A 26,382-nucleotide genomic window follows, 5' to 3' on the forward strand; every position below is an offset into this window, starting at 1 on the left:
GCCCTGCTAGGTGAGTCCCTCCTGACCTGACGCGCCACCGCATCTTGCTCAACGTCAAGATAGATGGCTCGCCCGACACTCGAAATTGACTCACCCTAGGAAAAAGAAGGCCCGGACGCTTTAGCGTCCGGGCCTTCGACTATTTGTGCCAATGCGAGGATACGAACCTCTCGAACGACGCGGGATGATCTCGGCTCAAAGGTCCGCTAAGCGCCAGGAGTGGTCATCTCAGCCCGCGCTAGGGAATGACCGGATTGGGGCCGATTGCGGACCATCAGCTTCTGGAGAGTGAGTCCGCGAAAACAGACTTGCTCAATACGTTAAAGCCACACCCTTGCGGTGCGAATCTCCCCCGGCAAATGGCTGGATATGATTCTGCGCCCTATAGCGGCGATCAGGGAGGCTGTTCTTAGCCTTGGCTACGGCGCGCTTTTGCGGCCGTGGCCCATAGATTGGTGAGAAAGTCTGGCATGACGATCCAATCACCTCCTTCTTCACTGCGGATCAAGGCATTGTTATCGCCGTTGGCATACATCAGCCGCATGCGTTGTGAGCCATTCCAGTTCTCTCCCAACAATGTTCCCGACATGTTGACCATGACATTGGTCATGGCTGGGGCTGTGTCTTCAACTCCAGTCAGCTCCCAATCGACTATGATTATATCCTTCAGTTCATCCCGCAGCCGCCCTGCTCGATAACCGATAGTCCGCTTGGGATAGTCGATGGTCGACTGTGCCAGCGCCCCGAAGTTCCGTTTAACGAGGCATTCTATATAAACTACCGCTGCCTTCTCAGGTGAGCCCTCTTCCAGGGTGCCAGCTGACATCGATGAGGTGATAATCGTATTAGCTATTGTGGGCCGTGCTTCCCACGCATCGAGTCGCTTCTTGGTGTCAGCATTCTTTAGGAGGCTGTGACCAAGCTCCTTCCAATCGACCGGCCTTTGCTCTTCGGCGGCCTTGGCGAGACGCTGAGCTTCGTCCCGTCTCCGATCGAAGTAGTCGACCATCGCTTGCAGTAGGTTGAACGCTTTTGCAGCGACGAGTGAATGGCCAAAATTGGGATTGAGGCCGTGAACAATTCCGTGGCGGAAAGGCAGTGTGATTGAGCTGCTATCCAACTTTCGGCGCGTCGAGCCGAAAAGGGCCAAGCCTTCTGACAGCCCGCCTGGGCCAGACGTTTGCGAGTCGAAGACCGGCGCGTCAGCTCCACCGGAGAATGGGTGCTTGGCGGTCATCGTCGTGCAGATGCCGTCGATAACAATGAGGATCAACGGAATAGCGGACAGGTAATCCTCCACAGCGGTCCGTTCGACCGCGCGCTCATAGAGTTCGCCCCAACTTGCATAGTGAGACGTGTGAAAGCGGTATCCGAGGAAGCGAAGATTGTCCGGATCAAGGTGGTAAGCGGTGAGAATAGCCTCGCCCTCATCAACTTCCGCTGCAAGCGCTTTGGCCACCGCATCGACGGACATCCGATCGTAGTTCACCCAACCAAGAGGGCTGTAAATTTCGGCGAACCGATCCCTGTTGGCAAGCATCACCTTTACGCTCTCAACCTGTGCGTCAAGGTCCTGGAATTGCTTCCGCATATCCGGATTGAAGAATCCAATCAGCTTTGCAAGAGGCTTCAGCGCTTCGAACTGTTGAAGGGTGAAATCGCCGGGCGGTTTTGGCTTATCCGTCACGAGTAGTTTCCCGCTTTTCTATAAGCCCCGGCGTCGCGTGAGGAAAAGACAGCAATGATGCTCCAAATTTTCGCCATGTAATGTCATCCTATCCGACTGTAGCCTAGGCGCGCCTTCAACGGTCGCCGACTCAGGCCTATGTTCGGCCCCATACGCGACGTAATGGCCAGCATTCGGACATGTCACAGGCAATGTCCGCTTTTGGCGGTCGGCCAACGTAGCTCTGACGACCGACATGCGGCGCGTTGCTGCTCGGCAGCTTGGGTGCCCAAAAGCAGACAGGCAGCTATTGTATATAGATGTTCAATAAGCGGACTCCGAAGGGTTGCCAAGTTGCCGTTGTCGATGGGGCATCTCCTCACGGCAGTCTTTGCGCGACTTTGAAGCACAGAGAGGGAACATTGAGCTGGCGCCCCTCAATGGGATGGCCGGCGCCGCAGCGTAAAATTATCCAAACCGCTAACAAATCGGGCGCACCCGGCGAGACATATTGCTGCCGTATCCCGGCAATGCGATATCGGTCGCGATTGAATTGAGACCCTTTCGCTATGCAATTGACGCGCCTTGAGCTTTATAAACGGGTCTGCGACAGGCCGCTCAGTAAAGTCGCCCCGGAGCTCGGAATATCCGGCACAGCGCTCGCCTCCATCTGCAAACGGTATCAGATCCCCTATCCCGGATCCGGCTACTGGACCCGCAGATCCCTTGGGCTTGCGGCAGAGCTGCCATCACTACCGGAGGCATCGAATGAAACCATCGAGATCACCGCGTCGATCCCGAAGCCACGGCAGAAGAGAACGCCGGAAGAAATTGCGGCACGTAAGACCAAGCGCCTAGCGAGACCTGATCGTCCGGTACATCATCCGCTGTTGTTTGGTGTCGAAGAGCATTTGCGGAAAACACGGGACGTGAAAGAGGGCGAATTCCTCAGGCCCTATAAGAGGATTCTGCCGGACTTGATTTCATCGGAAACCGCGCTGCTTCGCGCACTCTCGATCGCCAATGACCTCTACCTCGCGCTGCACAAACAAGGATACCGGGTTCACATCGCTCAGGCCGCCGATGATCTTCATCGCATCCACGTCAAGGAACAGGAAGTGGAGCGAAAGGATCGCAAATACGGACGCTACCACTCCGGAAGCATCTGGGCGCCCGACCGGCCGACCGTCTTCTACGTTGACACGGTGCCAATAGGGCTCGCTCTCACCGAGATGACGGAAAGAGTGACGATGCGATACCTCAACGGTGATTATCATCGTGAGGACAGCAGACTCATACGGTCAGCCAAGCCTTGGCAACTCACGCACTCCTGGACAACAGAGCAGGATATGCCCTGCGGACGTTTTCGGGTGATTGCTTATTCCCCAAAAAAGGGCGTCGACTGGTCCGTCAGTTGGCAGGAGACCGAGCAGGAGGCGCTTGGCACGCTGATCCCAAAAATCGTCGAGACCTCAAAAGCGGCTAGGGACAATGTGCAACGCCTTATGGACGCCGAGGATGTGGCCGAGGCGAAAAGGAAAAAGGAGCGAGAGGAATGGTGGGCGCGCTACGAACGACAGGAGGATGCCCGCAAGACAGCGCAAGCTCTTGCTGATAGCCGTCAGCAACTTGCGGAAATTATCGAGAGGTGGGGGAGAGCGATGACGGTAGAGCGCTTTTTCGCCGATGCGGAAGAGCGGTTGAAGAGCGCAAACGAAGAGCGTCGGCAACGGCTGGAGGAACGTCTGACGCTCGCGAGGGCAATGATGGAAAGCATAGATCCGCTGGATTTCATAGAAAGCTGGGTAGCCCCGGAGGAGAGGCACCGTTCAAAGTTCATCTAGACAGTTTGGGTTGCAGGCATTGTGGGCGCGCACCAGAGAACAAAGGATGAAGAGCACCGGCGAAATCAGCATTGCGCCCGCTGCATGGCATAGGTGGTCAAAACGATTTTATCTTGTGCGCCGGCGGCATTTATCCGAACTCACCGCTCAGGTCGTGCCGCAGTCAAAGGTGTATAGGCTTACATAAGCAATCGTAGCGCGCCCTTGGCGGGTTCGGAATATTCGACGCAGCAACGGCGCCGTTAGCGGACTGTCCGCTTTCAGGTGCAATGAGCTGAGTTGCCGCCATATAGAACCGCCAGCAGAGCTCTTCCAGCCCGGGGCCTAGAAAGTTTTAGCGTCGGCAATTTGTGTACATCTGTGATGCCCTCTACTAAGCATTTTCGCATCAGCTATTACAGCTCAATCGCGCACGAGCATTCCGAACTAAAGCGTAAGCAGTCCTGGCATGCTCATCCAACGAAATTTCTTGCGCCTAATCATTGGCTGCCGGAGCGCACACCGTTAAGCTTTTGTTCCAACCGCGAGCGCTCGTTCTCCTTCTGACTCGCCGCCAATGCAGCTTCGAGATCGTCAACTGCTCCTTCCTCGTTGAGAGCCTGACGGATATCAAACCGCAACTCAAGAAACTCGCTGCGAAAGCGCTCCGCCTTAAGTTTAATAAGAGCTTTTTCGATCCATTCTTTGGCCTCCCCGGCATCGCCTTGGGCAAGTCGTGATCGGGCCATCAGACGCTCCAGCCATTCGGTGTCCAGAGAAGTAAGTTTCCTAAGAATGCCTTCTGCCGTTTCCGGCCGACCCATGTCGATTAGGAGCTCTGCATGCCGCTGATGGTGAAACGACATCGGCTTAACGATCGCCAGATAGTGGCAACGTGCCTTTTCCCGAAGTTCACCGGCCATTTCCGGTGAAAGCCGAGCCGCTTCACAATAGATCTCCGCCCGCGCGGCTCGCTCTCGGTCGGTTTGTAATCTTTCGAGCTCGACCTCCGGCAAGCCCTTGAAAATTGCTCGAAACATATCCGGCCGCTCGACTGAGATGTACCGACCCAGAGCAGCGAACGCGTCGAATGCGTGCTGCGCTCCGGCGTTGGCCGCAGAGATAATGGTGCGTTCGATCGCGGCAGCGTGGCGATCGATGAGGCCTGAGCGCCACTGGCCGGACCCTGATGGAAGACGCTCGATCACGCCGAGCAGAACCGAATAGGTCAAACCTTTGGAGTCGGCGCTCGGCCCAAGCATTTCGTCCACTAGCTGGGTCGCTCTCGCCTCTTTTTCAGAGTGTCCCTTGTACAGGTCTACGAGCTGAAGCCTCGCCTCATGCAGCGGCAACGGGCCTTTTAGCACCTCTTCAAAAAGCTCGGCCGCAGCTGGCAGATCACCTATGCGTTTTAGTGCCTTGCCTTTGTGGTGCAGAAGTTCTGCGGTTTCTCTTGGCGTGAGCTCCGGTAAGCCTAGCATTTCATCGAACGCGACAAGACGTTCCCGCAGCCGGTCCTGGGCAGCTGGATCTTGTTGTTCCTTGTCGAACAGAAAGAGCTGCTCAATGGATTCGATCACCATGTTGACTTCAAGTGGTTCAGGCTTCCGCCCGGTCATCCGTTTGACGGCATCCAATGGATTGCCGACAAGCTCTGGCTTAGTCTCCAAGGCGTCCCAGGTGGTCAACAGGGCAAAAAGGAAGCTGGGCGGGGTGTCGCCTTTTGCCACCATGGCTTCGAGTTTCGGCAACAAAATGCGAGCATTGCGCCACAGATCAAGGCCTTCTCCACGTGACGCTTCAACGAGATAGGTGTCCAAGAGACGATCGAGTTCAGCACTCCGCTCTGGCGTGCACCAGCTCTCGTCGAGGGCAGCATCTACAACGTCATGCAATCTGATGGCTCTATTCCGATCTGGAGCGGTCAGGCTATTAGTTTTCAGCTTGCGAATGCCGAGTGGTTTGATGGCAAAACTTAAGAAATCCTCATCGCAAACTGGCAAACCCGACCACGCAAAAACTGACAGCTCGCGAGAAAGCGAAGCCCGCAGACGCTCCAGTAAAATATCGGTAAGGCGACGACCGCCGGTCTCCATTTCGCCAATGGCCTGGCAGTCATCTAGGATGTCATCCCAGGTCGCCCCCTGATTGACGGCGGCGAGGATTAGCGAAAGGCTGAGCGGATGCCCTTTGACAGTTGCCCAGATTGTTTCGAACACCTCCTCAGGGCATGGGGAGCCGGCCTGTCCTAATAGAGCTTGAGACTGCGGACGATCCAGCATTGGTAGGCTGTACGAGTGGGCCGCCGTCGACCGTTGGGTTAGAAGAATGTGAGAGCCATCTCCGCAGATTTTTTTTAGTGAAGCTATGTCCAAATCATCCGACGCATCATCGATAACGAGCAGGCATGGCAGCGTCTGCATCAGACCGACGATGTTCCGGCTTTCACCGGCACGAAGGAGTGGGAGCGCTTGCAGATCCTGCACGCGGCGTACCTCTTCGCCATCCAGCCAGATCCGAAGGTGATACTCAGCCTGATGAAGATGAGCGAAGGCCTGTGCTGTTGCCGTTTTTCCTAGTCCCCCAACGCCGCTGATCGCAAGGACTGGACTCTTATTTAATCGTGCAACGATCTCCTCATCGATGTCAGTTCTCTGTAGCCAGCCCTCTACTGGTTCGGGCACAATCCTACTTGCTGCCTCCTCCTCTCGAATGCGCTCCAGATCTGGCAGATAGGGGGCAAGTTTTCGAACAACCGCATCGCTGATAATTAGGTGATCGACCAGTTGGGTCGCGATCTCCACAGCACCCCACAGGTGAAGCGTTCTACCTCGCATCTCTGGCATGGCGAGAACCTCGCGCTCAAATTCCTGCGCGATCTGTGGCCGGCTCATCTGCCCAGACAAAAGGAAGACCTGTTCCGCTGTGGGCGCTCCCGCCAACGCGTGAGCAAGGTCGTCACGCGCCTTGCCCATGTCTCCACTGAAATATTTCTTCTGATCGGAATACTCGACGACGATCTTGCCGTCGCCACTGGTCGTATCCACAACACCAGCAACCGGGTAACCGAGAAGGTTTATCCCCCGATGATCCAGAGGCAGATCCAAAATTGCTTGAATGAACTGGCCACCAAATTTTTCGAAGTCGGTGGCGATATAGCCAATACCATTTGCCAGACGCCCAATCAGAGCAGTGCGCCGCTTCGGATTCATGTATGCCCCCAAATAAAATCCAGAAAATCATCCCCTGGACATCAATATCTGCAGAATATCGACATGCTGCAAGATCGCCGCGGTCGTGATGGTAGGAAAGCCCTTTCCGTCCAAGCCGCGAAAAGGAGGATGTCGCTCTGCGTCGCCGTTGACTTCAATTACGAAGGTGATTGGAAGAGCGCGCCAAAGAAGTCCCGAGGATGAACGCTCGTTAGCTAAACGGTCGGTGCATCGGACTTAACCGTTTTACGAATTATGCGCTCGAACAGGTCGGAGCGGGCTAACGTGGGCGGTCCTTTTGCAAGAAGTGGCTTAATCGCATCCCACTGCTTGGTCCCTTGGAATGAGATTTCACGCCCCTGCCTGTGATCGGGACGACTGAAATGGGGCCGGAAGCCGTCAGACTGCTTTGGGAAGACATTCGGGCGAAGCAGACGTTCCACTGACGACTTGTTCAAGTTGTCAGTATGGCTTATCCGACTACAAGGACCCGGGTCCGGATGCCTTGCGGCGACCTTCCCGACGAAGCGGAGTAGGGCATCGTTCGTGACAGTCAGCATCCTCCACATCTCCGATCTGCACCGCGACCCGGAATCTCCCATCCGAAACGACGCCCTGCTCGATTCTCTTGAGAACGACAAGAAGCGCTACGTAGGCTCAGAGGCAACGCCCATCAGAGCGCCCGACCTTATTCTCGTCAGTGGCGACGTTGTTCAAGGCGTCCGTCACGACGTAGATGATCCGGAGGGTAAGCTGGAGCGCCAATACGACGAGGCCCGGGATTTTCTCGACCGGCTGGCGAAGAGCTTTGTTGCTGGGGACAGGGAACGGGTCATCGTGATACCGGGCAATCACGATGTCAGCGACTATCACTTTCGGCGCAGCCTCACGGCGGTGCCGATCGCTGCGGACCGGAAGCGAGAGATAGTCGGGCAGTTATTTGTGCCCGATACGCGCATGCGCTGGTCATGGCCCGATCTTGAGCTTCACGAAGTCTCCGATCCGGCGATGTACGAGCGGCGGTTCGAGGCGTTCGCTCAGTTTTACAATGACTTCTATCAGGGTAAGCGAACCTATCCGACGGATTCGTCGAAGCAGATCGATTTCTTCGACTATCCGTCATTCGGAATGACGGTGGTCGCCTTTTCCAGCTGCCACAACAACGATCTTCTGAACCGTCAGGGAGCGATACATCCTGATTGTATAGGCAGCGCCGGCCAGCATCTTAGAGACAGGTCGTTTGACGGACGGTTGCGCGTTGCGACATGGCACCACAACACCGAAGGCTCGCCGTCCATGTCGGACTACATGGACGCTGATATCGTCCAGAATCTCATCGATCGTGAAATCAGTCTTGGTTTTCACGGCCATCAGCACAAGCCGGAATTCCTGGACACGCGTTTTCGTCATGGTCCTGATCGGCGCATCACCGTGATAAGTGCCGGGACGCTCTGCGGCGGTGCAGCGTTCGGGTTTCGCCGCGCATACAATGTCGTAGAGATCGATGTGGAGAACCGGCGAGGCCGGCTGCATTTGAGAGAGATGCAGAATGACAACTTGCAGCTGCCGATTTGGGGGCCGCGACCGCTTCCGGCGACGGCTTCGACGTTTCGCGAGTTCACGTTTGAGCCGCCACCTGCACCTCCGAGCCGGCACGAGTCCAGCACCGTCGTCTTGATCGAGGCGCAGAAGCTGTTTGACGAAAAAAGGTTCGACGAGGCAGCGGCGCTTCTTGTGCCCCATCTCACCCGTGAGCCGCTGGCGCGCAGGCTGCTTCTCGAATGCCTTGGGTACATGGACGATATGGCGTCGGTCATCCGTTACTTCGATCCGCCGACAAGCGAGATCGAGGCGATGACGTTGATGGACGCGCTGTGGGCCGAGAAAGAGAAGGCCAAGTTGGCGGAAGTCCTGGCCCTACCTCTCATTATCGATTCTGTTGATCCCGCCCTTGTCGAGGTTCGCAACAAATACACCCGGAGGCTGTCATGACCGCAACCGGACGCATTATGTTCGATGTTGAGACCAGTCGCATCCTCCAGATTCTGTCGGCTGAAATTTACGACTCTCCGAAGGCGATCCTTCGGGAGAATGTACAAAACGCCTACGACGCCATCCTCATGCGCTGCACGGCGCAGAACCTGAAAGTCGAGGAGCGCCGCATTCAGATTACTGTCGGGGGCGGCGTGCTGAAGGTCGAGGATGACGGCATCGGCATGACAGAAGAAGTCCTGCGTCAGAACTTCTGGAAAGCCGGATCGAGCGGCAAGCGTTCCGAATTGGCTCAGAAATCCGGTGTCATCGGAACGTTTGGCATCGGAGCACTGGCCAACTTCGGTGTGTGTACGTCGCTGCGTGTCGAAACGCGCCACATCGATGCAACGGAAACGCTCGTCAGCGGCGCGCGGCGGGAGGACCTAAAGATCGCGCAGGAGTGCATCACCTTCGACCGCGTAGCGGACAGACGCAGCCCTGGCACGACAGTCACAGCCGAACTTGATCCATCGTTTGCCATCGATGAGAAATCGACCTGCGATTACCTCCGCCAATACGTGCGCTTCCTACCGGTACCAGTGTTCGTCAACGAGACGATGATGAGCCAGGAAACCTTCGATGAAGCTCTTGGCGGAGGCGACACGGCTTTCGAGGTCATCAAGACGCGCAGTGTGTCAGGCGGTAATTATGGCGGAACGCTGCAGACCGCCGTCAACGCTCAGTCTCGCGTTCGCGTGCGGCTGACAAATCTGACCCTGAGCGGAAACCCGCTGAGGGGTGCGCTCTATCTAGTCCAGCAGGGCGGTCAGACAATCGGATTCAGAAACCTGTTTGGCCTCGCGCCAATACCGGTCTCAGGCCAGTACGGCTTTGGCGGCTTCGTAAATCTTGACATCCTGCATCCCACAGCGGGGCGCGAGGCGCTAAGCCGGGAAAGCATCCAGCACGTCACCAACATGCTGAATCTCATCGAGTCCGCGGTATCGGCGGATTTGGCGGCGACAGACCACGCCGACCAGAACCAGCAGTTTCAGCAGTACATTCTCGGCCAAGGCAGCATCGCGCTTGCCGGCAACGTCAGGATCACCGTTCTTCCGGAAAAACCGGACGTGAAACTCAGCCAGGTAGCCGCTTATGAGCCGGGCAAATCGAAGTTCTTCTACAGCCAGCGTGACCCCACGATCTTGAAGAGGTTTGCGAGCGAGCAGGCCAACCTCTTTCACGTCAGCCAGACGAACCCGCGCCGCAAACTGCAGCTGCGTTACTTGAATGAGATTGCCAAAGTCCAGGAAGTCCCGGACAAGCCGATTGTCGATAGGATACCAGCGAGCAAGCTGGGCTTCGATGAAACCGTCTTCCTTATTCGCGTTCGGGCGGTGCTCCTCGACCAGTACCTGATGCCAGACGTGGAAGTCGAGTTTGCCACGATCAGCCACGGCGTCGCCTTCCAGGTAGACGTAAAGGGAGATACGCTGCGTGTGGCTATTGCCCGCGACATGCCCGCCGTGAAAGTCGTCCTCGAATTCTACCATTCGGCGCGTGAAGCCTTCGATCCGTTCGTGCAGGACTTTGTTCGCGAGCAGCTCTATCCGCAGATCAGGGACCACGTTCCGTCGTCGACCAAGCTTGGTCGAGACGCGCTCTTCCGGCGGATACAGCAGAACAAGGAGCTCTTCCGCGTCGATTACTCGGATTACGGGGAAGCGGAGTCGCTCTTGGCGGACTACCTCGCCGGCAAGGTGGAATTTTCGGAGGTGGTGCGCGCGATCGGTGGCGGTGGCAGAGCCCCCATCCAGCGTCAGGAAGTTCGCCGCGACCAAGTGGGGACCGTCGAGCAGGAGTTTCCGGGCATCATAGAGTCCGAAGCGGTAGCAGCTCCGCCCGCGACCAATGAATTTGAAGCCGCGCCTCCCATAATAAGGGAGGAAGTGAAGAGCGACATGAAGGTTCTGACCGTCTCGGACCCTCATCCGAAGTTGAATAATTTCCAGATGTTTCTTGGGTTGTCGGATCGCTTAAACAAGCGAGAAGGTGAGTTTCTCCATTATCCGCACACCACGAAAGTTATCTGGGGGTCACACCGTGTGGTTTACATCTTCACCGACGCGACAGGCGATCTGAGCCTTTACTACGACATTGAATTAAGAGAGCCGCTCGGCGCGCACGAAACGGGCGGATCGATGTTCCGCACGACAACGATTGTCACTGCCGACCGCATCTACGTTCCTGTGCCGAAGGAGCTGGAGAAGGCGTTCCAGATCATCGACCACCCAAAGGAGTTTTTCGTGCGGTTCGATACCGTGCCGTAGCGCCAAGCGAAGGAGACGATAGAAACGCAGGGGATTGCGGCGAAGGCAAAACGAGCCGCCGTCCTGGGCTTGCATAGAAACGAAGACCTGTCCAAGTGGGAAGGGCAACCACCGCCGCCCGTGGCAATCTGAGGTATTCGCCAATTACAAGCCGCGAACGAAGGGGCCACCATAACAATTCCCCCAAGCCGGCAAAGGGGACGTTCGACCCGGTCAAGCTTGACGTCAGCTCCTGTGCGACTGAGATCTGCAGCATGGTCATCCGCGATGTCTGCTTCTGGGCGAAGACAAAATTTTGCCTCTATGGCCGACATGCGGCGCAAAGCGGTCACCTCGGGGTATACCCCTGACTGACGTAACTCGGCCAGCATCTCCCTATGTAACATCTAGGTCGGCGCCGACCATTTGTGACACGGTAGCACTTTTGGCTGCGGATTCTGGTAACGCGCCTTCCGAACGCCTAAAGAGGTGAGCTTCGCGGACTACAATCGCTTCAGTGAGATTCGGTGGTTTCTATGGTTGGGCAAGGAGGCGCTGGAGCTTCGGTATCTTCAGGGGCGGGTTTCCAGGCCCGTGTTGCGGCCTACTCGATACTTTCGTCGATCTGTGAGATCGAGACAGAATTCGGGGCGGCCAGTTCCATAGCACAAGTCGGCTTCGAGACTCGGACGAGTATTGACGACCTCAACCTGCTCTTTCGCAACGGTTCTCGCAGCTACATTCAAGCTAAGGCTACCGTCGACTTCTCGCTCGCCACCGGCGAGTTGAGGTCCGTGTTCCAGCAGTTCGAGCAGCAAGACGCTGCGGGCGACAACAACGAGCGCTTCCTGCTCGTCACCAGCAGTCGAGCCTCGAAGAAGGTCACGTTCGACCTGCGTGCCGCGCTAGAGGGTTTTCGAAGCTCGCAAGCAGGAGATTTCTTCAGAGACCAACCGAAAGTCCTGACAGATATCATAGCGGATCTTCGCATTGCGCTGACCGAACTGCGAAATGCCGCCGACCGCGAGGACGACCCAGCTGCGGTCGACCGCATCATTCGAAAGAGTGGCGTGGTGGTGCTCGACGTCGAAGCCAAAGATACACTCGAGCAGGCTATTATCCTCGTCCTGCAAGCCAAGGGCTACGCCGCTCCCTCCGGAGTCTGGGGCAAGGCTGTAGCGGACTGCGTAACGTACGCGAAGCAGCGCCGAACCATTACAATCGAGGAAATTTCGAAGACGTTCGAACGATTTCAGGTGCCCGTCGCGGAGCTTTCACAGGCCGCGGCCGACGACATTCTCAAGATTGAGCTCGGCGAGATGGAGGCCGCGAGCGGCAGAGAAGTGGTGCTGCTCAGGACGATAGATGAAGCGCTTGGTCCAGTTGGACGCAACATCATCATGGAATTCTTCCGCTTCGACGGTAACTGCGATGAACGGCTCGATTTTGACACCACTCCGTTCACGCTGCCAAACGGTCTGCAATTCGAAGTCTTGCTCCGGGCAGCCACGGAGCAAGGCATCGCTCGGCTAATAAACGAGCACTTGGAACTGGTCGGCGATCAGCCGATCGTCATGATGCGACTCAACTCCGACACCGATCCGGACGCCGAGCCTTGCGCGATCGCTCAACGCGAAAGGCTGCGCAACGCGATTAAACAGAATGAGCACCCGCTTCTCTGCCTGCACTGCGGCCAGACCGTCGCAGAACCTCTGGCAGCCTTCGTGGAAATCGGCCACTTCCTCAACCCTGTCGTCGGATTGGTCCATAGCGCGTGCTTGAAGCCCGTGGACCGTGTCATCGGCGGAGCTAAGTCGCCTTTCAGCGAAGAGCACCCAGAACTCGTCAATTTCGATGCCAACGCCTGGTTCCGCGCCGTGAATGGCGGGCAGCGGGCGTTCGACAACCTAAACCTGTTGCGAGCGGGGCCTGTCGCGCACATGGGATGGGGCGGCCGCATTGCCCGCGGCCCTGCCGGCCAATTCCTCGTCGAGGTTCTTCTGAAGGATGGCGGGTCGGAGATCGTGACCCAGCGGAACACCTTGCATCGCTTCTCCAAAAGGGAGGCCGAAGAGTTCGTTGCAAGGCTTAACATCATGTTCAAGGAGAAGAGCGATGCAGGCGACCCTTTCTGCTACACCGACCAGTCGAAAGGCTTTGGTCCGCGATCCATACTGATCGAGCAATTCGGCGCCAGGGAGAAGCGCCGCGAGGTAGCGTCGGCACAGGTTCGCCAATTCGAGCAGCGTTTGGTTGCCCCGTACAGCCGGCCGGGGCAGTGGTATGCGCCGGTCCTTTCACTAAGATATTCGTCGTCAGGCGATCCTGTCGCGCTGGGCGGCGCCGTGATACTTCTGACGGACCCTCTGGCCCTAAAAGACCATCTCAACAACTGGAGGGAAGCCGGCTTCGAGGTGACGGACTACGAACTCGTTAGCGTCCTCACCGACGCCGATTTCGATGATTTCATGCGTTGGGTCGAGGATCATGGCCATTTTGCGGTTGTCGACGCCTTGCTCGACCCCGGTACCGGTATGCTCGCGTCAGGTGTCCTTTTAAGGTCTATCGAAAGCATAGGAGGCGACCTGCCCACCCCCTGAATCAACAGTCGTCGGTGGGAGTACGGCGAGACATCACGAAGGGCGGGCCCGCTGTGCCCCACCTCAACTCGGCCAAAAGTGTCTCAAGTCTTGTTGCAATCCCACGCTAACTAGCGGATGCCCGGGGGCATCGCGGACCGTTCGACTGGCACCCGGACGGGCGACACACCGGCGGCCTTGGAAGTCTGTTCTTGGCGCAACCGAGACCTCAGCGTAGGCACCAGTATGTCCGCCTTTGGCAGGCGGTCCAGTCTGACGGAATGACCGATATGCGGCGCATTGCTGACCAACAGCGTACCCGATACGGGTTGGAGGTCAGTCATGTTCTATCGCGCCTTCCTCCCTGGCTCGTCGATCAGCTTGAGCCGGGGCTGTTGTTCGACGAGACCCCCGACCTCCTCCGCCGACAGCGTTCCCTTGATGAGAACGGCCTCCGCGATCCGCTCGACCTCCTGCCGATGCCCCTTGACGATCTTCGTCGCCCGGGCGAACTGATCGGCCAGCACCTTGTCGACGCGGGCGTGCAGGTAACGGTCGAGCCGCAGGGCGCTGAACAGTTCGTCTTCGTCCTCGGAAGCGAGATAGGCGAAACCCTCGCCGAGGCCGTAGGAGGCCTCGAACGTGAGCGCCGACAGCGTCGCGCTGTGGAGATCGGACCCTGGCGCACCGCCCCCGCCCGCCGAGCGGTCTCCCAGCATGACTTCCTCAGCCACGAGACCGCCCAGCCTGACGGCGATGTCGTCGAGCAGCTGCGTCCGCGTGCGTTCCCGCACGGGATGTCCCTTGAAGAACACCCCGCCGCCGTCTTGGAGTTCGGACACGTTCGGCGCAATGGTGCTGGCGACGGAAACCGACACGATCTCCCCTGCGTTGAGGACAAGAGCGACGACGGCATGTCCGGCCTCGTGGAACGCCGCTCTTCGGCGAACCTCCTCGGGGATGGCGACCGAAACAGGCAGCCCGGCGGATAGGTCGCCGAGCGTCAAATCCCGTCGCTGCCGCCGCGCGACGCGCCTGCCCTGCCGCACCAGCTGCTCGAGCGAGGCGCCATTCCAGCCTGCGGTCGCCGCGGCAATGCCGGACAGGTCGGTCTCGCCAAGCAGGCCCTGCAGGTGCCAGCGAAGGATGCCTTCACGACCCTGCTGATCCGGCAACGGGATATGGACATGCCTGTCGAGCCGCCCGGCGCGGATAAGCGCCGCGTCGAGCCTGTGAGGATGGTTACAAGCACCGACCACGATCACACCCTCACGGCCGTCAGCTCCATCAATGCATTCGAGCAGCGCGGCCACCACCTCCGTGCAGTACTGGGCGTTGTGGTCGCTGAATTTCTCGCGATCGCCCACGGCGTCGATTTCATCGATGAAAATGATCGACGGCGCGTTCTTCCTCGCCTCGTCGAAAGCTGCTCGCATGGCCTTCAACAGGTCCCCGAGATGCCCCTTGGCTTGCCAGCGACCGAGCGAACCGAGGACGAGGTGGACGTCGCAGGTCCGCGCCAGCGCGCCTGCAAACGTTGTCTTGCCCGTGCCGGGCGGCCCGCTGAGCAAGATGCCCCGATCAACGTCTTGCCAGCCGATCTTGCCAGCCCCCCAGTCGGCCAGGTCAGTCGCCAGTTCGCGTCCCCACTCTCCCGCCTCGCCGAGGCCGTGGAGGTCATCCAATGTCGGCCCGGAAACCTGCTTCGGCTTCGGCGCGACTGACCGCTTCATCATCTCGACGGCTTTCGCCACGGGTCTTCCTTTGCGGAGGGCGGAGCCGATGATCGGCACGGGCACCGTCGCGATGAAATCGGCCTGTTCAGGCGTGACCGACAAGCCGAGGCAAAGCCTTGCCCCAGCGATGATGTGGCGCGGCAGCACGGGACCGACTTCGATCACCGCGTCGGCCGCGAGACCGAACGTCTCTGGAACTGCGGCTGCGTTGTCCACCATAAGGATCACGCGCGACTTCCTTGCCAGCGCATTGCAGAGGTCGGGGTCATCCGTCGATCGCTTCCTTTCGAAGGTCCGCAACAGGACTTCCGTATTGTCCAGACCGCCATGCGTCACGATGGCCGGGCCGTGCGCCGCGTAGCGCACCGCTTCTTCGTAGAGGACGACATCCGCTCCGTCGGGTAACACGAGCCCGAGGACGATGGGTTTGAAATCCTGGAACTGCCAATGGGGACGGCACGAGCGAATGATCGCGCAGTAAGCGAGGAAACGCGGGAGGGAACGGAAGAGCTTTCGTCGGAATGCGGTTTGGTTGCTTCCGGTGGGCTTCTCAACAGTCTCGTAGCGGATCATTTCGACACCTCGTCGAACGAGGCCGTCGCCGAGGGTTCCGGCAGGGCCATGAAAATCGGAAAGGACGGACAGAGGGGCGCGATCAGGCGCCAACGGCCGCGCATATGAGTGCGCAGGAGCTATTTCTCGTCGTCAGTTCGGGCTTCCTGGAGGTGTAGCTCACGGTGCAGTCCTCGGTCATGCGCTTTGCGTTCTCGGCCGCCGGGATGGTGGCGGCGGGAGCGCTCAGCGTATGTGGTCGAGGTGCGGGTGCGTGATCATGATCGGAACACATAGTGAACAACTAGCAAGGCGTCAACGGGCCGGCCAACTGGGTATCGTTTCAGCTTGAATTTCGGTTAACGGTGCTCCCCCGCCGTACAACTCGTTGACAGGAACCAGCGAAAAGCGCCATTCCCTGACAGTCGAGCAATCGAGGTAGCGGCCTGTCGCCTTCGGCCACCAGCGAGAACTCTAACGACTCCGCAGTCTCACTTTGTCGAGGTCTTTCTCTGTTTCTCCAGCATCGCAAAGTCGATGCCGTAGCGTTTCTCGATCATCCGCATGATTTCTTCCACAACAAGGCCCACCCGGAAGGTGTGGACGCCAAACTGATAGTACGCGCCGGATAAGTCAGCTGGCAGAGCGAGCTCCGCCAGCGATCCATTTCTGGGTAGCTTCCTGGACAGCGAGTAGTGTCCGCTCGTATGCAGCGGCCAGCGGTGTGAGTCGCCGAAGTTGCTCGTGTGCGTGGCCCCGGCCAGGATACGTTCAATCGCCACGAAGAGGGCGAAGGGCCTAAGCTTCTTCCGCGCCGCCTTCTGATCCGCGATGGCTGACGGGAAGACCTGCCCGAGGCAATAGGTCAGCTTCATGTTGCCGTCGTGGATCACAAAATCCAGCGTTTGCGCGTGCACGCGCCGGACAAACGTATCAGACGTCGAGTCGATCATCGCCTGCACCTTCCAATACGCATCGATCTCCGCCTGCCGCTGCTTCGGCGTTAGCTTGAAGTTCTCCAAATACGTTACGATCTGGTCGGGCAGGACTCGCTCATCGCTCATTGTTTTTGTTATCCTCACATCGCCGCATCGAGAACGTCATCAAGCTTCGTCGCCCTGACCCAAAAATCATTAGGTTGCTCGGGCCTTCCAGAGTCACTTATTTGCGTCCACAATCATCTGGCCGGCGATGCCCGGGTACGCCGCTCCCTCTTTCTCCCGCCAGGCAAACTTAATCGACAGGTCACAACCAAGCTGTCGCGCAATATGGCAGGCCGCCCGCCAAGCGCCGTTCGCATCCTGTGCCTGGACAGAAATACCTGCGTCAGCGAGCGGACGATAACCCTCGTCCTGCTTGGTTCCCTCGACGTAGTTCACTACAATCAACCGACGGAGTTCGTCGTGAGACCTCGCCGTTGCAGCAGCTGCTCGAACGGCTGCATCCACTACCCCGTTCCAGTTATCCTTTCCACGGCCTAGCTTGCAACCATTGAAAGTGACGCCGAGAATGTTGGTGTGAGTCAGGTCAGGTGGAGTGTTCGGATTGAACGAACGAACGCTTTGACCCTTGCTGACTTCGGCGGGCAACAGTGCAGTAGCCTCGAACGCGTCGATCATCCTTCCAATGACTGTCTCGACCGTGTCGACCAAAGGGGTTGCATGGGCTTGAAGACGCTTGAAGGTCTCCGGTGATAGCTCAACCGAGGGTGCCATGACGGGCTTCTCCTATGTGCAGTACATAAGATATGTAAGGCGAGCCAAGACACGGTCGAGGCGCGCGTCCAGGATGGGCAGGATCTCTCGGCGATACAAGGTAACCGCATGCCGTCACAATCGGTACATGTAGGCGGGATGATCCGCGATCGATTCGATCAAAGCTGGGGAGGCGAACAGAACCTGCGAGAAGATAGGGTCTTGCTCGCCTTCCAGCCGAGCAAGCAGGTGTCCTCGACCGAGGAGCCTCTTGCAGAGCGATCCACAACTTTCCCATTTTGGGCACTAATCACCCAGCAAGGATCTTCCGGGTGCAATAGCGTCCGGAAAGGTTTTCATAGAACAAACAGAGAATTAAACGCAGTGGGACAGCTAGCACAGTCCCGAGATCGCCATAGCACCATTGGCGCTTTGCTAGTTACTACCCTATAGGCCGTCATCGTGCGGGGGCCGATTTAGCCCCCATAACTCGACGTTGTTGGTGATCTCAACAGATTGCAGGTGACGCTCTGGCCTTATGAAATGTATCAACGCCTCCAGAACAGAATCAGGAGGCAGTCGACCGCGACCTCGGAGAGCACATTCCCAAACGGTAGCCACACGCCAACCGGAAGAGATGAGAGCATCTATCGCCTGTCCATCACGCTGCTGATTGCGAGCAATTTTAGCTTGCCAAAATGCGGCGTTGGATCGGGGTTGAACTCCAAGGGCGCAATCATGTCCATGCCAGAAGCAGCCGTGGACGAAGACTACAGTCCGAGCAGACGGAAAGACTAGATCGGGCGTGCCGGACAGGCTTCGGTCATGGAGTCTGTACCGTAAGCCGCGTGCATAAAGACCGCGTCGAATGATCATCTCGGGTTCAGTGTCACGCCCTTGTATCCTCGACATGTTTAGCCGTCGCTGATCCGCCGTAAGTGGATCGTCGCGGGTTGCTTGACGCCGGGCCAATAGCTCAGGCCGCACGGCGGTTGGGGCTTGGCCGATCACGCCGGAGTGCGCTGGCGAATATCTTGCCTATCTCTTCGGCTAATGCCCGCGACAGCAGCGGCGGCACGGCGTTACCGATCTGGCGGAAGGCGGCGTTCATAGCACCGCGAAATATGAACCCGTCTGGGAAGGACTGCAAGCGCGCGGCCTCGCGCACGGAGATCGTGCGCGACTGGGCGCTGTCATAGTGAATATGGCTGTAACTATCCTTGCCAAGATGGGCCATAAGGGTCCGGGCTGGTAGATCCGGCTCCATTTTGCGCCATTTGTTGGGAAACTTACCCGTGTCATAAGGCGGTACTATTGAGGCCCGCAGTTCGTGCCATGCTTTGCTGCCGGTCTTCGGCGCCGCGCCGGTGCGGGCCCTTTCCTGCACCAAGGCTTCGTCGAACATCCGCACAGCTGCCGCGTGGGCCTCAGGATACTGATCACCAGGGTTGAGTCGGCCGAACAACTTCCAATCGCGCGGCAGGTAGCGGATGACGTGGTCGCAGATGCCCTCGTCGTTTTCGAAGCCCGGCCACGTCCGCATAAGCTTGGCGTAGCCGGTATGCGGCTTCCCGGGATAAGGCTCCAGACGGTCGAACCGGCGTACGCTTCGTCCGATCTCGCCGCGCAGGTGACCGGTGATCAGTGGCAGGTCGCTGAGCGCCTGGGCCGCTGTCACGGCCGGAGTCAGTTCCCTGTGAGGTGGCTTGGCCGGCACATAGCCCAGCGCCCCATCGATAGGCGCGCCCCTGAGCAACTTAAGCGCGACTTGGCGACTGCCCGCGTATCCCGGCGGGAGCTCAATGTGGTGGGTCGGTTCGGGGAAACTGATCTTTGCATTCAGTTCGCGCCGGACGGCAATAAGTACCATTCGCTCGCGCATTTGAGGCACGCCGTAGAATGCAGCGTTCAGAAGGGTGTATTTGACATCGTAGCCGATCTCCTCAAGGAACTCGCGCGTTTCCTCGGCGACGTTCTGGCCACCATGGTTCAATACATCCGGCACGTTCTCCATCATTAGCACCAGCGGACGGAAGGCCTGGACGTAGCGAAGGTATTCCAAATAAAGCCGGGCGCGGGGGTCTAGCCGGAACGCTTCGGGATGTTCGGCCACTTCGCGAAGCTTGGACCGCCCGACGCGTGCGAAAGCTTGGCAAGGTGGGCCACCAACCAGCACATCGACTGCTTCATTAATTGGACCTAGGCCTAGTTCGGTTGCTAGCGCCTGGGGAGTAAGATTCATGATGTCGCGAGGACGTCCATGACGCGGATGATCGGGATGAAAATTGGCGCAATGGGAAGCCGCGGCGTCTCTATCAAGCTCGACGGCAGCGGCGATCTCGAAGCCGCAGGCGTGAAAGCCGAGCGATAGCCCGCCGCACCCGGAGAAAAGATCGAGAACGCGGGGACGACCGCCTTGGCGGAGCCGCTCTAACCGGGCCAGAATGGATGGATCAGTACTGGGCATCGGCCCCTTCAGCTGGGTTTTCCATCTGTTTGGTCTGGTTCATCGATTCGATCTCGTTCCTGAGAGTTGGGAGATGACGGCTTCAAGGTCAACAGACGTGTTTCAAAACCCCGCTGCCAACGGGTCCAACCATCATTTCGAGGGCAAATATAGCTGAGCGCAAGACAGGGTCTTCTCTGATGCGCCGGCGAGCTTCTTGGAGCTTGGGCAAGCCGCGCGTTGAGTTGAAGTAGTGGATGACCAGCTGTTCTGCGTATCCGCCAACAGTCATCGGCAGCTTACGCTGCTTCATCTCCCCATAAAGACGAGCGCGCAGGCGGAACAGTTCCTCATCATCCGATGTCTGGAGATTGATCGTTTCGGTCATCTGGTCTCGCCTACCTCACTGCTGTTACAACACTTCCTGTGTCCCGCGCGAGGGTCGGCTGTGCAAAACCGTGCTCGGATTGCCAAACGTGAAGTTCGGATCGTCGTTCAATTCTGAGGGACAAGAAGCCCTGGCCCGCCAAGGATTGTGACTTCCTGCCAATTTTGCCTATGGTCCAGCCGAAACAAAGCTGGGATAAGGCACCAAGAGGGGCCTATGAAGTTCTTGATTTTGAGGCAGCTGCAGCACAGTGAGTTGGGCATGTTCCATGCCTATCGCCGCAGCGGTCGGGAGGGATCGCGGCAGCGCGCCATCAACTTCGACGGCGAGGTTATCGATCGAGTCTTCCCGGTCGCGGCAGACACCGACCGCATCGCCCTTAGCCTGCGATACGACACCGATAACGGCCCGCGCACCCGGGACCATTTCCTGAAACGACAAGGTAAGAACTGGCGGCTTGAGGGCAACTGCCCCGATGACCAACTCTATGACTTTGTCCAGCTGGATTGCCTATTTGCCATGCAGGTCGACGCCGGCATCCAGCCAGCTTCGGGAGCCTGGATGGTCTTCCCGAAGGACGATCCTACGGCTTTGGCCATCCTTGCCGATGGCGCCACCTCCGGCTTGGCGCGCGCCGGCATGGTCGGGCTCGAGCTGGACGAGGCGCCCCGCATCTATAAGCTTTTGACTCAGGCCCGGCCTGACTTGTTCAGCGCCTCAAGTCCGCAGGACCTCGACATGACCGACACCACTTCCCCGACTGAAACCATCGACAAGCCCTCGGGGCGTCGCCTGCCGCCGGGCTCGAAACGGTTGCCGACTATGCTCAGCGCCTCTGGCCACAACTTGGTCAGCGCCGTTGCCGACATTATTGACAACGCCATCTCGGCCGATGCGACCGAAATTCAAATCACATTCGATCCGCCCAATAGCGGCAACGGCCGCTGGATGGCCATCCGCGACAATGGCCGAGGCATGTCGCCAGAGCAGTTGGAGGAGGCGATTCGGGTCGGCGGCGAGGCCGACTATGACGGCCGAAGTCTCGGCAAATACGGATTTGGCCTCAAGGGCGCCTCCTGGTCCCAGGCGCGCGACTTCAAGGTGGTGACGCGCCAGAAGGGTGGGGACGTCCATCACCTCGGCTGGGATCAGGACAATATGGCCGACTGGCAAGTCGACGAGGAACCGCTGGAGGACTGGGAAACCGAGGCTGCGGATCCAGGGGAACACGGAACGGTGGTACTCTGGAAGAACATGAAGGCTCCGACGATGGCGCCGTCGATCAAGGGGGTGCCGCCCCATGTCGCCGAGATCCAAGAGCTCAACCGGCATCTGGGCTTGGTCTTTCACCGCTTCCTGGATGGCGAGGCCAAGGGCCGGGCGCCGCTCAAGATCTGGATCAATGACATCCCCGTCGAAAGCAACGGGCCGGCCAGTCATCCGCTCAGCGAGCGCCATGACCTCAAGACGCTAAAGGTCGAACATGAAGGCGGCACGGCGGAGGTGAAGGTTCAGCCGATCGTGCTGCCGGCGGAGGACGAACTCCGCAAGCACCATGGCGACGGCTGGCAGGCAGCCGCCGACCGCATCGGCTATTGGGGCAGGCGCAACGACACTCAGGGACTGTTTCTATACCGCAACGACCGGTTGATCCGCTGGGGTGGGTGGCATGACCTGTGGGCTACTAACGATGAGAAGACTAAGCTCGCACGGGTCCTTGTCGATTTCGACCCGGCCCTGGACGAAGCCTTTCAGATCAACATCTCCAAACAGACGGTGCGCCTGCCGGGTTATCTCCAGAGCCGGATCAAGCCTTTGGCGGATACGGTACGCAAGGCCAGCCAAGCCAAGTACCGCAAGCCCCGGCCGACGTCGCCGCCCCCGCGCACTTCGCCGCTCCTTGGCGAGGCGACGTCCGGTCCTGGAGCGCCTAGCGGCCTAGGCGAGCCGGTGACCCCAGGCGCCCCGACGCCACCGTCCCAGCCGCCCGCGCCCTCCATCACGGTGCGCAAGGTGACGACCGGCAAGTTCGCTTGGAAGATTACGACGGATCTAAAGGGCGACCGCAGTCTCCAGATCGGTGACGTCAGCCCGGCCCTCGTCGAATTGGCCGGCGTGCTCGGATCCAGCGATGTGGGTGCGGAGGCCCTGGCGGCGTTCCTGGACGACCTTGACCGCCTAGACGTGCAGCAGGCGTTGATCGACGACGCGACTGAAGCATGAACTCGCCGCGCGCCCAGGAACTGCGCCCGGCGCGCGCCAGCTGGACGGACAACCTTCCCGAGGCTGAGGAAGGGAGCTGGGCGCGGCTGGAACGCCGACTCTTAGACGGGGAGCGCTGGAGGCCACCGCAGGTGGCGAGCCTAGCGTCGGAGTCCGCGCGAGTCTTGAGACACCTGCCGGATCCGCGACAGGAGGCATCCTTCCAGGGACGTGGGCTTGTGGTTGGCTATGTCCAGAGCGGCAAGACCGCCAACTACACGGCCGTTGCGGCGCGTGCCGTCGACGCCGGCTATCGGATGGTCATCGTGCTGTCGGGCATCCACGACGCACTACGCAGCCAGACACAGGTTCGGCTTGAGAACGAGCTCGTCGGGAGCGGCAATCCGGGTGGCCCTGCCTGGACCGTACTTACGGAAGAGACCCAGGATTTCAAGGATCCGGGCGTGGAAGTCCTTGATCGGGCCGGAGCCTTCCTCATTGTGGCTAAGAAGAACGTCTCCGTACTCCGCCGGATGGACGCATGGCTTGCGGCGGCGGGCGGCAGGCTCGACCGTCTGCCGATCCTGGTGATAGACGATGAGGCCGATCAGGCCTCGATTAACACGCGCGGCAACCGCGCGCCCGACCCGTCTCTGGATTCAGACGCCGCCTCCTCCGCTAACGGGCCGGGTCCGACGGCAACCAATGCGCTAATCCGCTCGATCCTTGGGCGCGCTTCGCAGGCGGCTTATGTGGCCTACACCGCAACACCGTTCGCAAACATTTTCATCGACCCCGATGCGGTCGACCGGGAGGTTGGCGAGGACCTCTTCCCTCGTGACTTCGCTCTCCAGTTGCCCCGGCCCGAGGGCTACATCGGAACAGAGGAGCTGTTTGGCGTCTCCGCCCAGGGGCGCGATGTGTTTCGAAAGGTCCGAGACGAGGACGTGGGCGAACTTCGCCAAGCGATGACGCGGCGAACGTCTGCGCCCATGATCGTTGGTCCGCAGAACCAGCTGCTGCCCGATTCCCTGGCCGAGGCTCTGATAGCCTTTTGTCTCGCTGGGGCCATCCGCAAAGGCCGGTCGGGCTTTCAGGGCAAACCCCACACCATGCTCGTACACGTCAGCGTGCGGGTCGAAGATCAAGCGCGCATTCGAGTGGCGATTGAGTATCAGCGGAGCTACTGGCTGGAAGCGCGGCGCCAAGGTCATGACCTGGCAGACCTGTTCGTGGAGGTGCTCGAGCGTCACTTCAGAGGCGTCGAGCTACCAACCGATCCTTTAGTGACGGCGAAGGCAGCGATCGCGGTGCTTGAACAGTTGGATGTCGTCGAGCTGAACAGCGTCACGGGCGAGAACCTCGAATACGCCGAAAGGCCCGGTCGGAATATTGTCGCGGTCGGCGGCAACCGCTTGTCTCGCGGCCTGACACTGGAAGGTCTGACGATCTCCTACTTCCTACGAACGGCTTCCATGGCCGACACCTTGCTGCAAATGGCGCGCTGGTATGGCTTCCGCTCTGGATATGAGGACCTTATCCGGATCTGGACGACGGACGGGATCGCCCAATGGTTCACTGAGCTAGCGCTAGTGGAGGAGTCCTTGCGGGACAGCCTTCAAGCCCTATATCGGGCCGGGCGTCGGCCGTCCGAGATGGCTATTCGCCTGCGCGCCCACAGCGCGCTGCTGCTCACCGCGCGCAACAAGTCGGGCATGGCAGACACACTGCGTCAATCTTGGTCCGGCGAACATCCGCAGACGGTAATCTTGCCGCTGCACGACCACGCGCGGCTACAGGCCAATCGAATCTTGGCGGATCGGCTAATCGCTCTGTGCGGTCCGGCCCACGAAATGACAGGCGGCCAGCTGTTCCGCGACCTGCCTCCGGAGATCGTCTGCGACTTCTTGCGCGCCTACCAATCGCATCCGGATACGCTCGCAATGCGCGGTGACGAAATCGCTGACTGGATCATGCAGCGGGTGGTCCAGGGCGAACTGGTCGACTGGTCGGTGCTCTTGGCTAGCGCCAAGGGGGGCGCCGCGGTCATCGTCGGCGGCGTTGAGACCCGGCTGGTGACCCGCCGGCGCTCGAGCAGCGAAGGCATCGGAATCCTAATCGATCCTCGCCACGAGGGCGCGGATCTACCAGGCGGCCCGGATGCCTACCGCCGGGCCACCGGCAACTATGACGCCGAGGCCATGCGGTCGGCAAGGCCGTCTACCCAGGGCCTGCTATTGGTCTATCCCCTGGATCCTGTGTCCCTCGACGTCACCAGTGTGGACGCCGTGATCGCGGTTGCGCTCACCCTTCCCTACACCTCGGACGGCCGCTCTAACGCCGTCGTCAATCGAGGCGTTGGCACATGACGGCGACGTTCATTGATATTTGGCGAAGCCTCAGGGCCTCTCGGCCCGCGGGCGAGGACCAGATCCAGTCCATCGCCATCGTCTACAATGACGTCGAGACGCCGCTCCGCTTGGCCATGGATGCCTCGGGCGATCTTCACCTACTGGCTCCGACGTCAGGGCTGGCGACGAGGCCCCTGCCGCCCGACTACAATGGCCTTCGCCTCAGAGAAGGTCTCCTCGACGTCGGCGTCTGCCTCGACCTCTGCTCCCCCGCTGCCCACGAGAAGATGTTCGCGGCGCTATGTGGGGAGCTGGTGGAGGCCATCATCGTCCACGGACGTGAGCCCTGGTCGGCGGCCATCGCCATCGTGCGCGCTTGGCAGTCCGCATGGCGGCCACTGCGCCAGCCCATGTCTCGCCCGGTCCAGATCGGCCTCGTGGGCGAGCTCTTGGTGATGCAGACGCTCTGGCTGCCCGCCCTGGGATCGGAAGCCATTCATCTGTGGAGCGGACCGGACCGGGAGCGCCATGATTTCGTGAGCCCGCGCCTGCACATGGAGGTCAAAGCGACGACCAAGAGTCGACATGAGCACGAGATTTCCCGGGTGGACCAACTAAAAGCGCCTGACGATCGTCGCCTGCTGTTAGCCTCGATCCAGCTTGAGGAGTCGGCGATGGGCACCCAGTCCGTTGCCACTTTAATCGATGGAGTGATGGCGGCGATCCGACAGGATCCAGCGGCGGTCGACAGCTTTCTCACGAAACTCGATGGCTTCGACTGGTCCGATGAAATGCGCCGCTCTCCGGACTTGGTCCGCTTCCATCTCAGGGACGCGCACATTTTCGAAGTGGACGAGGAGTTTCCGCAACTTCCGATCGACTTCGCCCTTCCAAACGGCGTCCTGTCGATTCGCTATACGATCAGCTTGGCGAACCTGCCTTATCTGGATGCGGAGGCGGTGCGAGACGACATTGCTGAAGCCATGGCGGCCTGATGTTTGACACGGCGATCCTGAGAGGTCCGGCCGCCGAAGGCGGGCCACGGTTGAGCGCCGCCTAGACTGAATGCGATGAAGTCAGTCATCACTGCATGCGCTGAAGGTTCCAATTGGCCCGAACAGTGGACTGACCCGGGCGCTCTTGTGAACTGACGTGTCGACTGGCTCCAAAATACGGCTTTGGGTGGCGGCGAAGGCCGCTCTCGGGCGTTGTATCGAACCCGTTCGATCATCGATGACACTTTTCATCGGAACAACATGATTACATGCATTGCCGTATTTCCCCCTGGCTGCTAAGCGTAGAGAGGTTCCAATACTTTAGCTTATTGGATTTTTGATGCGGTTCCGCGCTTGGATATCATTCCTCATCTTCATCGGCTCATATCTGCCGCTGAGTCTGATTCTGCTCGCACAGAACTATGATTATAGTTCTATTGGGAATCCCATTTGCT

15 protein-coding genes are annotated in these 26,382 nt (G+C 59.1%); 7 read left to right on the forward strand and 8 right to left on the reverse strand.

The genetic code is table 11. From position 1 onward, the window contains the following. Positions 1-409: 409 nt before the first annotated feature. Entirely contained in the window at positions 410-1,687 is a 1,278-nt protein-coding gene (locus EB231_RS22345) for a hypothetical protein (protein WP_172350733.1), read from the reverse strand. A gap of 548 nt (positions 1,688-2,235) precedes the next feature. Between EB231_RS22345 and EB231_RS22350 the strand changes: the two genes are divergently transcribed. After that, a complete protein-coding gene (locus EB231_RS22350; protein ID WP_172350734.1) occupies positions 2,236-3,510 on the forward strand; it encodes a hypothetical protein in 1,275 nt (424 codons plus the stop codon). A gap of 479 nt (positions 3,511-3,989) precedes the next feature. On the opposite strand, the gene EB231_RS22355 is transcribed toward EB231_RS22350, so the two are convergent. Next, a complete protein-coding gene (locus EB231_RS22355; protein ID WP_172350735.1) occupies positions 3,990-6,701 on the reverse strand; it encodes an ATP-binding protein in 2,712 nt (903 codons plus the stop codon). A gap of 546 nt (positions 6,702-7,247) precedes the next feature. On the opposite strand from EB231_RS22355, the gene EB231_RS22360 reads away from it, so the two are divergent. The 3 genes from EB231_RS22360 (at position 7,248) to EB231_RS22370 (ending at position 13,584) form a co-directional block, all read left to right on the forward strand. After that, a complete protein-coding gene (locus tag EB231_RS22360) occupies positions 7,248-8,693 on the forward strand; it encodes a metallophosphoesterase family protein (protein ID WP_172350736.1) in 1,446 nt (481 codons plus the stop codon). Beyond that, entirely contained in the window at positions 8,690-11,005 is a 2,316-nt protein-coding gene (locus EB231_RS22365) for an ATP-binding protein (protein ID WP_172350737.1), read from the forward strand. The genes EB231_RS22360 and EB231_RS22365 overlap by 4 nt, the downstream gene beginning before the upstream one ends. Before the next feature lie 515 nt (positions 11,006-11,520). Beyond that, positions 11,521-13,584, forward strand: coding sequence for a hypothetical protein (locus tag EB231_RS22370; protein ID WP_172350738.1), 2,064 nt, complete (start codon positions 11,521-11,523; stop codon positions 13,582-13,584). Positions 13,585-13,910: 326 nt separating this feature from the next. Here EB231_RS22370 and EB231_RS22375 read toward each other — a convergent pair whose 3' ends face one another. The 6 genes from EB231_RS22375 to EB231_RS22400 all read right to left on the reverse strand — a co-directional run bounded on the left by EB231_RS22375 (position 13,911) and on the right by EB231_RS22400 (position 20,379). Next, positions 13,911-15,872 carry an AAA family ATPase gene (locus EB231_RS22375; protein WP_172350739.1) on the reverse strand — a complete coding sequence of 654 codons (1,962 nt, stop codon included), beginning with the start codon at positions 15,870-15,872 and terminating at the stop codon, positions 13,911-13,913. A 470-nt stretch (positions 15,873-16,342) separates the two neighbouring features. Beyond that, complete coding sequence (locus EB231_RS22380; protein ID WP_172350740.1) at positions 16,343-16,915, reverse strand: hypothetical protein; 573 nt, start codon at positions 16,913-16,915, stop codon at positions 16,343-16,345. Positions 16,916-17,008: 93 nt separating this feature from the next. After that, positions 17,009-17,566 carry a T4SS efffector SepA family protein gene (locus EB231_RS22385; RefSeq protein WP_172350741.1) on the reverse strand — a complete coding sequence of 186 codons (558 nt, stop codon included), beginning with the start codon at positions 17,564-17,566 and terminating at the stop codon, positions 17,009-17,011. Between the two features lie 426 nt (positions 17,567-17,992). Continuing rightward, positions 17,993-18,457, reverse strand: coding sequence for a very short patch repair endonuclease (locus EB231_RS22390; RefSeq protein ID WP_206681852.1), 465 nt, complete (start codon positions 18,455-18,457; stop codon positions 17,993-17,995). A gap of 64 nt (positions 18,458-18,521) precedes the next feature. Next, a complete protein-coding gene (locus EB231_RS22395; protein ID WP_172350742.1) occupies positions 18,522-20,012 on the reverse strand; it encodes a DNA cytosine methyltransferase in 1,491 nt (496 codons plus the stop codon). An 88-nt stretch (positions 20,013-20,100) separates the two neighbouring features. Beyond that, positions 20,101-20,379: a hypothetical protein gene (locus EB231_RS22400; RefSeq protein ID WP_172350743.1), complete on the reverse strand. Its 279-nt coding sequence runs from the start codon at positions 20,377-20,379 to the stop codon at positions 20,101-20,103. A gap of 216 nt (positions 20,380-20,595) precedes the next feature. On the opposite strand from EB231_RS22400, the gene EB231_RS22405 reads away from it, so the two are divergent. The 3 genes from EB231_RS22405 to EB231_RS22415 are packed head-to-tail and all read left to right on the forward strand — an operon-like array spanning position 20,596 to position 25,927. Next, complete coding sequence (locus EB231_RS22405; protein ID WP_172350744.1) at positions 20,596-22,602, forward strand: ATP-binding protein; 2,007 nt, start codon at positions 20,596-20,598, stop codon at positions 22,600-22,602. Beyond that, positions 22,599-24,950, forward strand: a complete 2,352-nt coding sequence (locus EB231_RS22410; protein WP_172350745.1) for a Z1 domain-containing protein — start codon at positions 22,599-22,601, stop codon at positions 24,948-24,950. The genes EB231_RS22405 and EB231_RS22410 overlap by 4 nt, the downstream gene beginning before the upstream one ends. After that, positions 24,947-25,927: a PD-(D/E)XK motif protein gene (locus tag EB231_RS22415; protein ID WP_172350746.1), complete on the forward strand. Its 981-nt coding sequence runs from the start codon at positions 24,947-24,949 to the stop codon at positions 25,925-25,927. The genes EB231_RS22410 and EB231_RS22415 overlap by 4 nt, the downstream gene beginning before the upstream one ends. Positions 25,928-26,382: the final 455 nt, after the last annotated feature.

It is taken from the genome of Mesorhizobium sp. NZP2298, assembly GCF_013170825.1.
Taxonomy (GTDB): Bacteria; Pseudomonadota; Alphaproteobacteria; order Rhizobiales; family Rhizobiaceae; genus Mesorhizobium.

Excerpts from the sequence above, each read along its gene's own strand:
- EB231_RS22350 (WP_172350734.1), top strand. The coding sequence starts at position 2,236 with ATGCAATTGACGCGCCTTGAGCTTTATAAACGGGTCTGCGACAGGCCG.
- EB231_RS22390 (WP_206681852.1), bottom strand. The coding sequence starts at position 18,457 with ATGTCGAGGATACAAGGGCGTGACACTGAACCCGAGATGATCATTCGA.
- EB231_RS22370 (WP_172350738.1), top strand. The coding sequence starts at position 11,521 with ATGGTTGGGCAAGGAGGCGCTGGAGCTTCGGTATCTTCAGGGGCGGGT.
- EB231_RS22405 (WP_172350744.1), top strand. The coding sequence starts at position 20,596 with ATGAAGTTCTTGATTTTGAGGCAGCTGCAGCACAGTGAGTTGGGCATG.
- EB231_RS22365 (WP_172350737.1), top strand. The coding sequence starts at position 8,690 with ATGACCGCAACCGGACGCATTATGTTCGATGTTGAGACCAGTCGCATC.
- EB231_RS22355 (WP_172350735.1), bottom strand. The coding sequence starts at position 6,701 with ATGAATCCGAAGCGGCGCACTGCTCTGATTGGGCGTCTGGCAAATGGT.
- EB231_RS22415 (WP_172350746.1), top strand. The coding sequence starts at position 24,947 with ATGACGGCGACGTTCATTGATATTTGGCGAAGCCTCAGGGCCTCTCGG.
- EB231_RS22380 (WP_172350740.1), bottom strand. The coding sequence starts at position 16,915 with ATGAGCGATGAGCGAGTCCTGCCCGACCAGATCGTAACGTATTTGGAG.
- EB231_RS22410 (WP_172350745.1), top strand. The coding sequence starts at position 22,599 with ATGAACTCGCCGCGCGCCCAGGAACTGCGCCCGGCGCGCGCCAGCTGG.
- EB231_RS22385 (WP_172350741.1), bottom strand. The coding sequence starts at position 17,566 with ATGGCACCCTCGGTTGAGCTATCACCGGAGACCTTCAAGCGTCTTCAA.
- EB231_RS22400 (WP_172350743.1), bottom strand. The coding sequence starts at position 20,379 with ATGACCGAAACGATCAATCTCCAGACATCGGATGATGAGGAACTGTTC.
- EB231_RS22375 (WP_172350739.1), bottom strand. The coding sequence starts at position 15,872 with ATGATCCGCTACGAGACTGTTGAGAAGCCCACCGGAAGCAACCAAACC.
- EB231_RS22395 (WP_172350742.1), bottom strand. The coding sequence starts at position 20,012 with ATGCCCAGTACTGATCCATCCATTCTGGCCCGGTTAGAGCGGCTCCGC.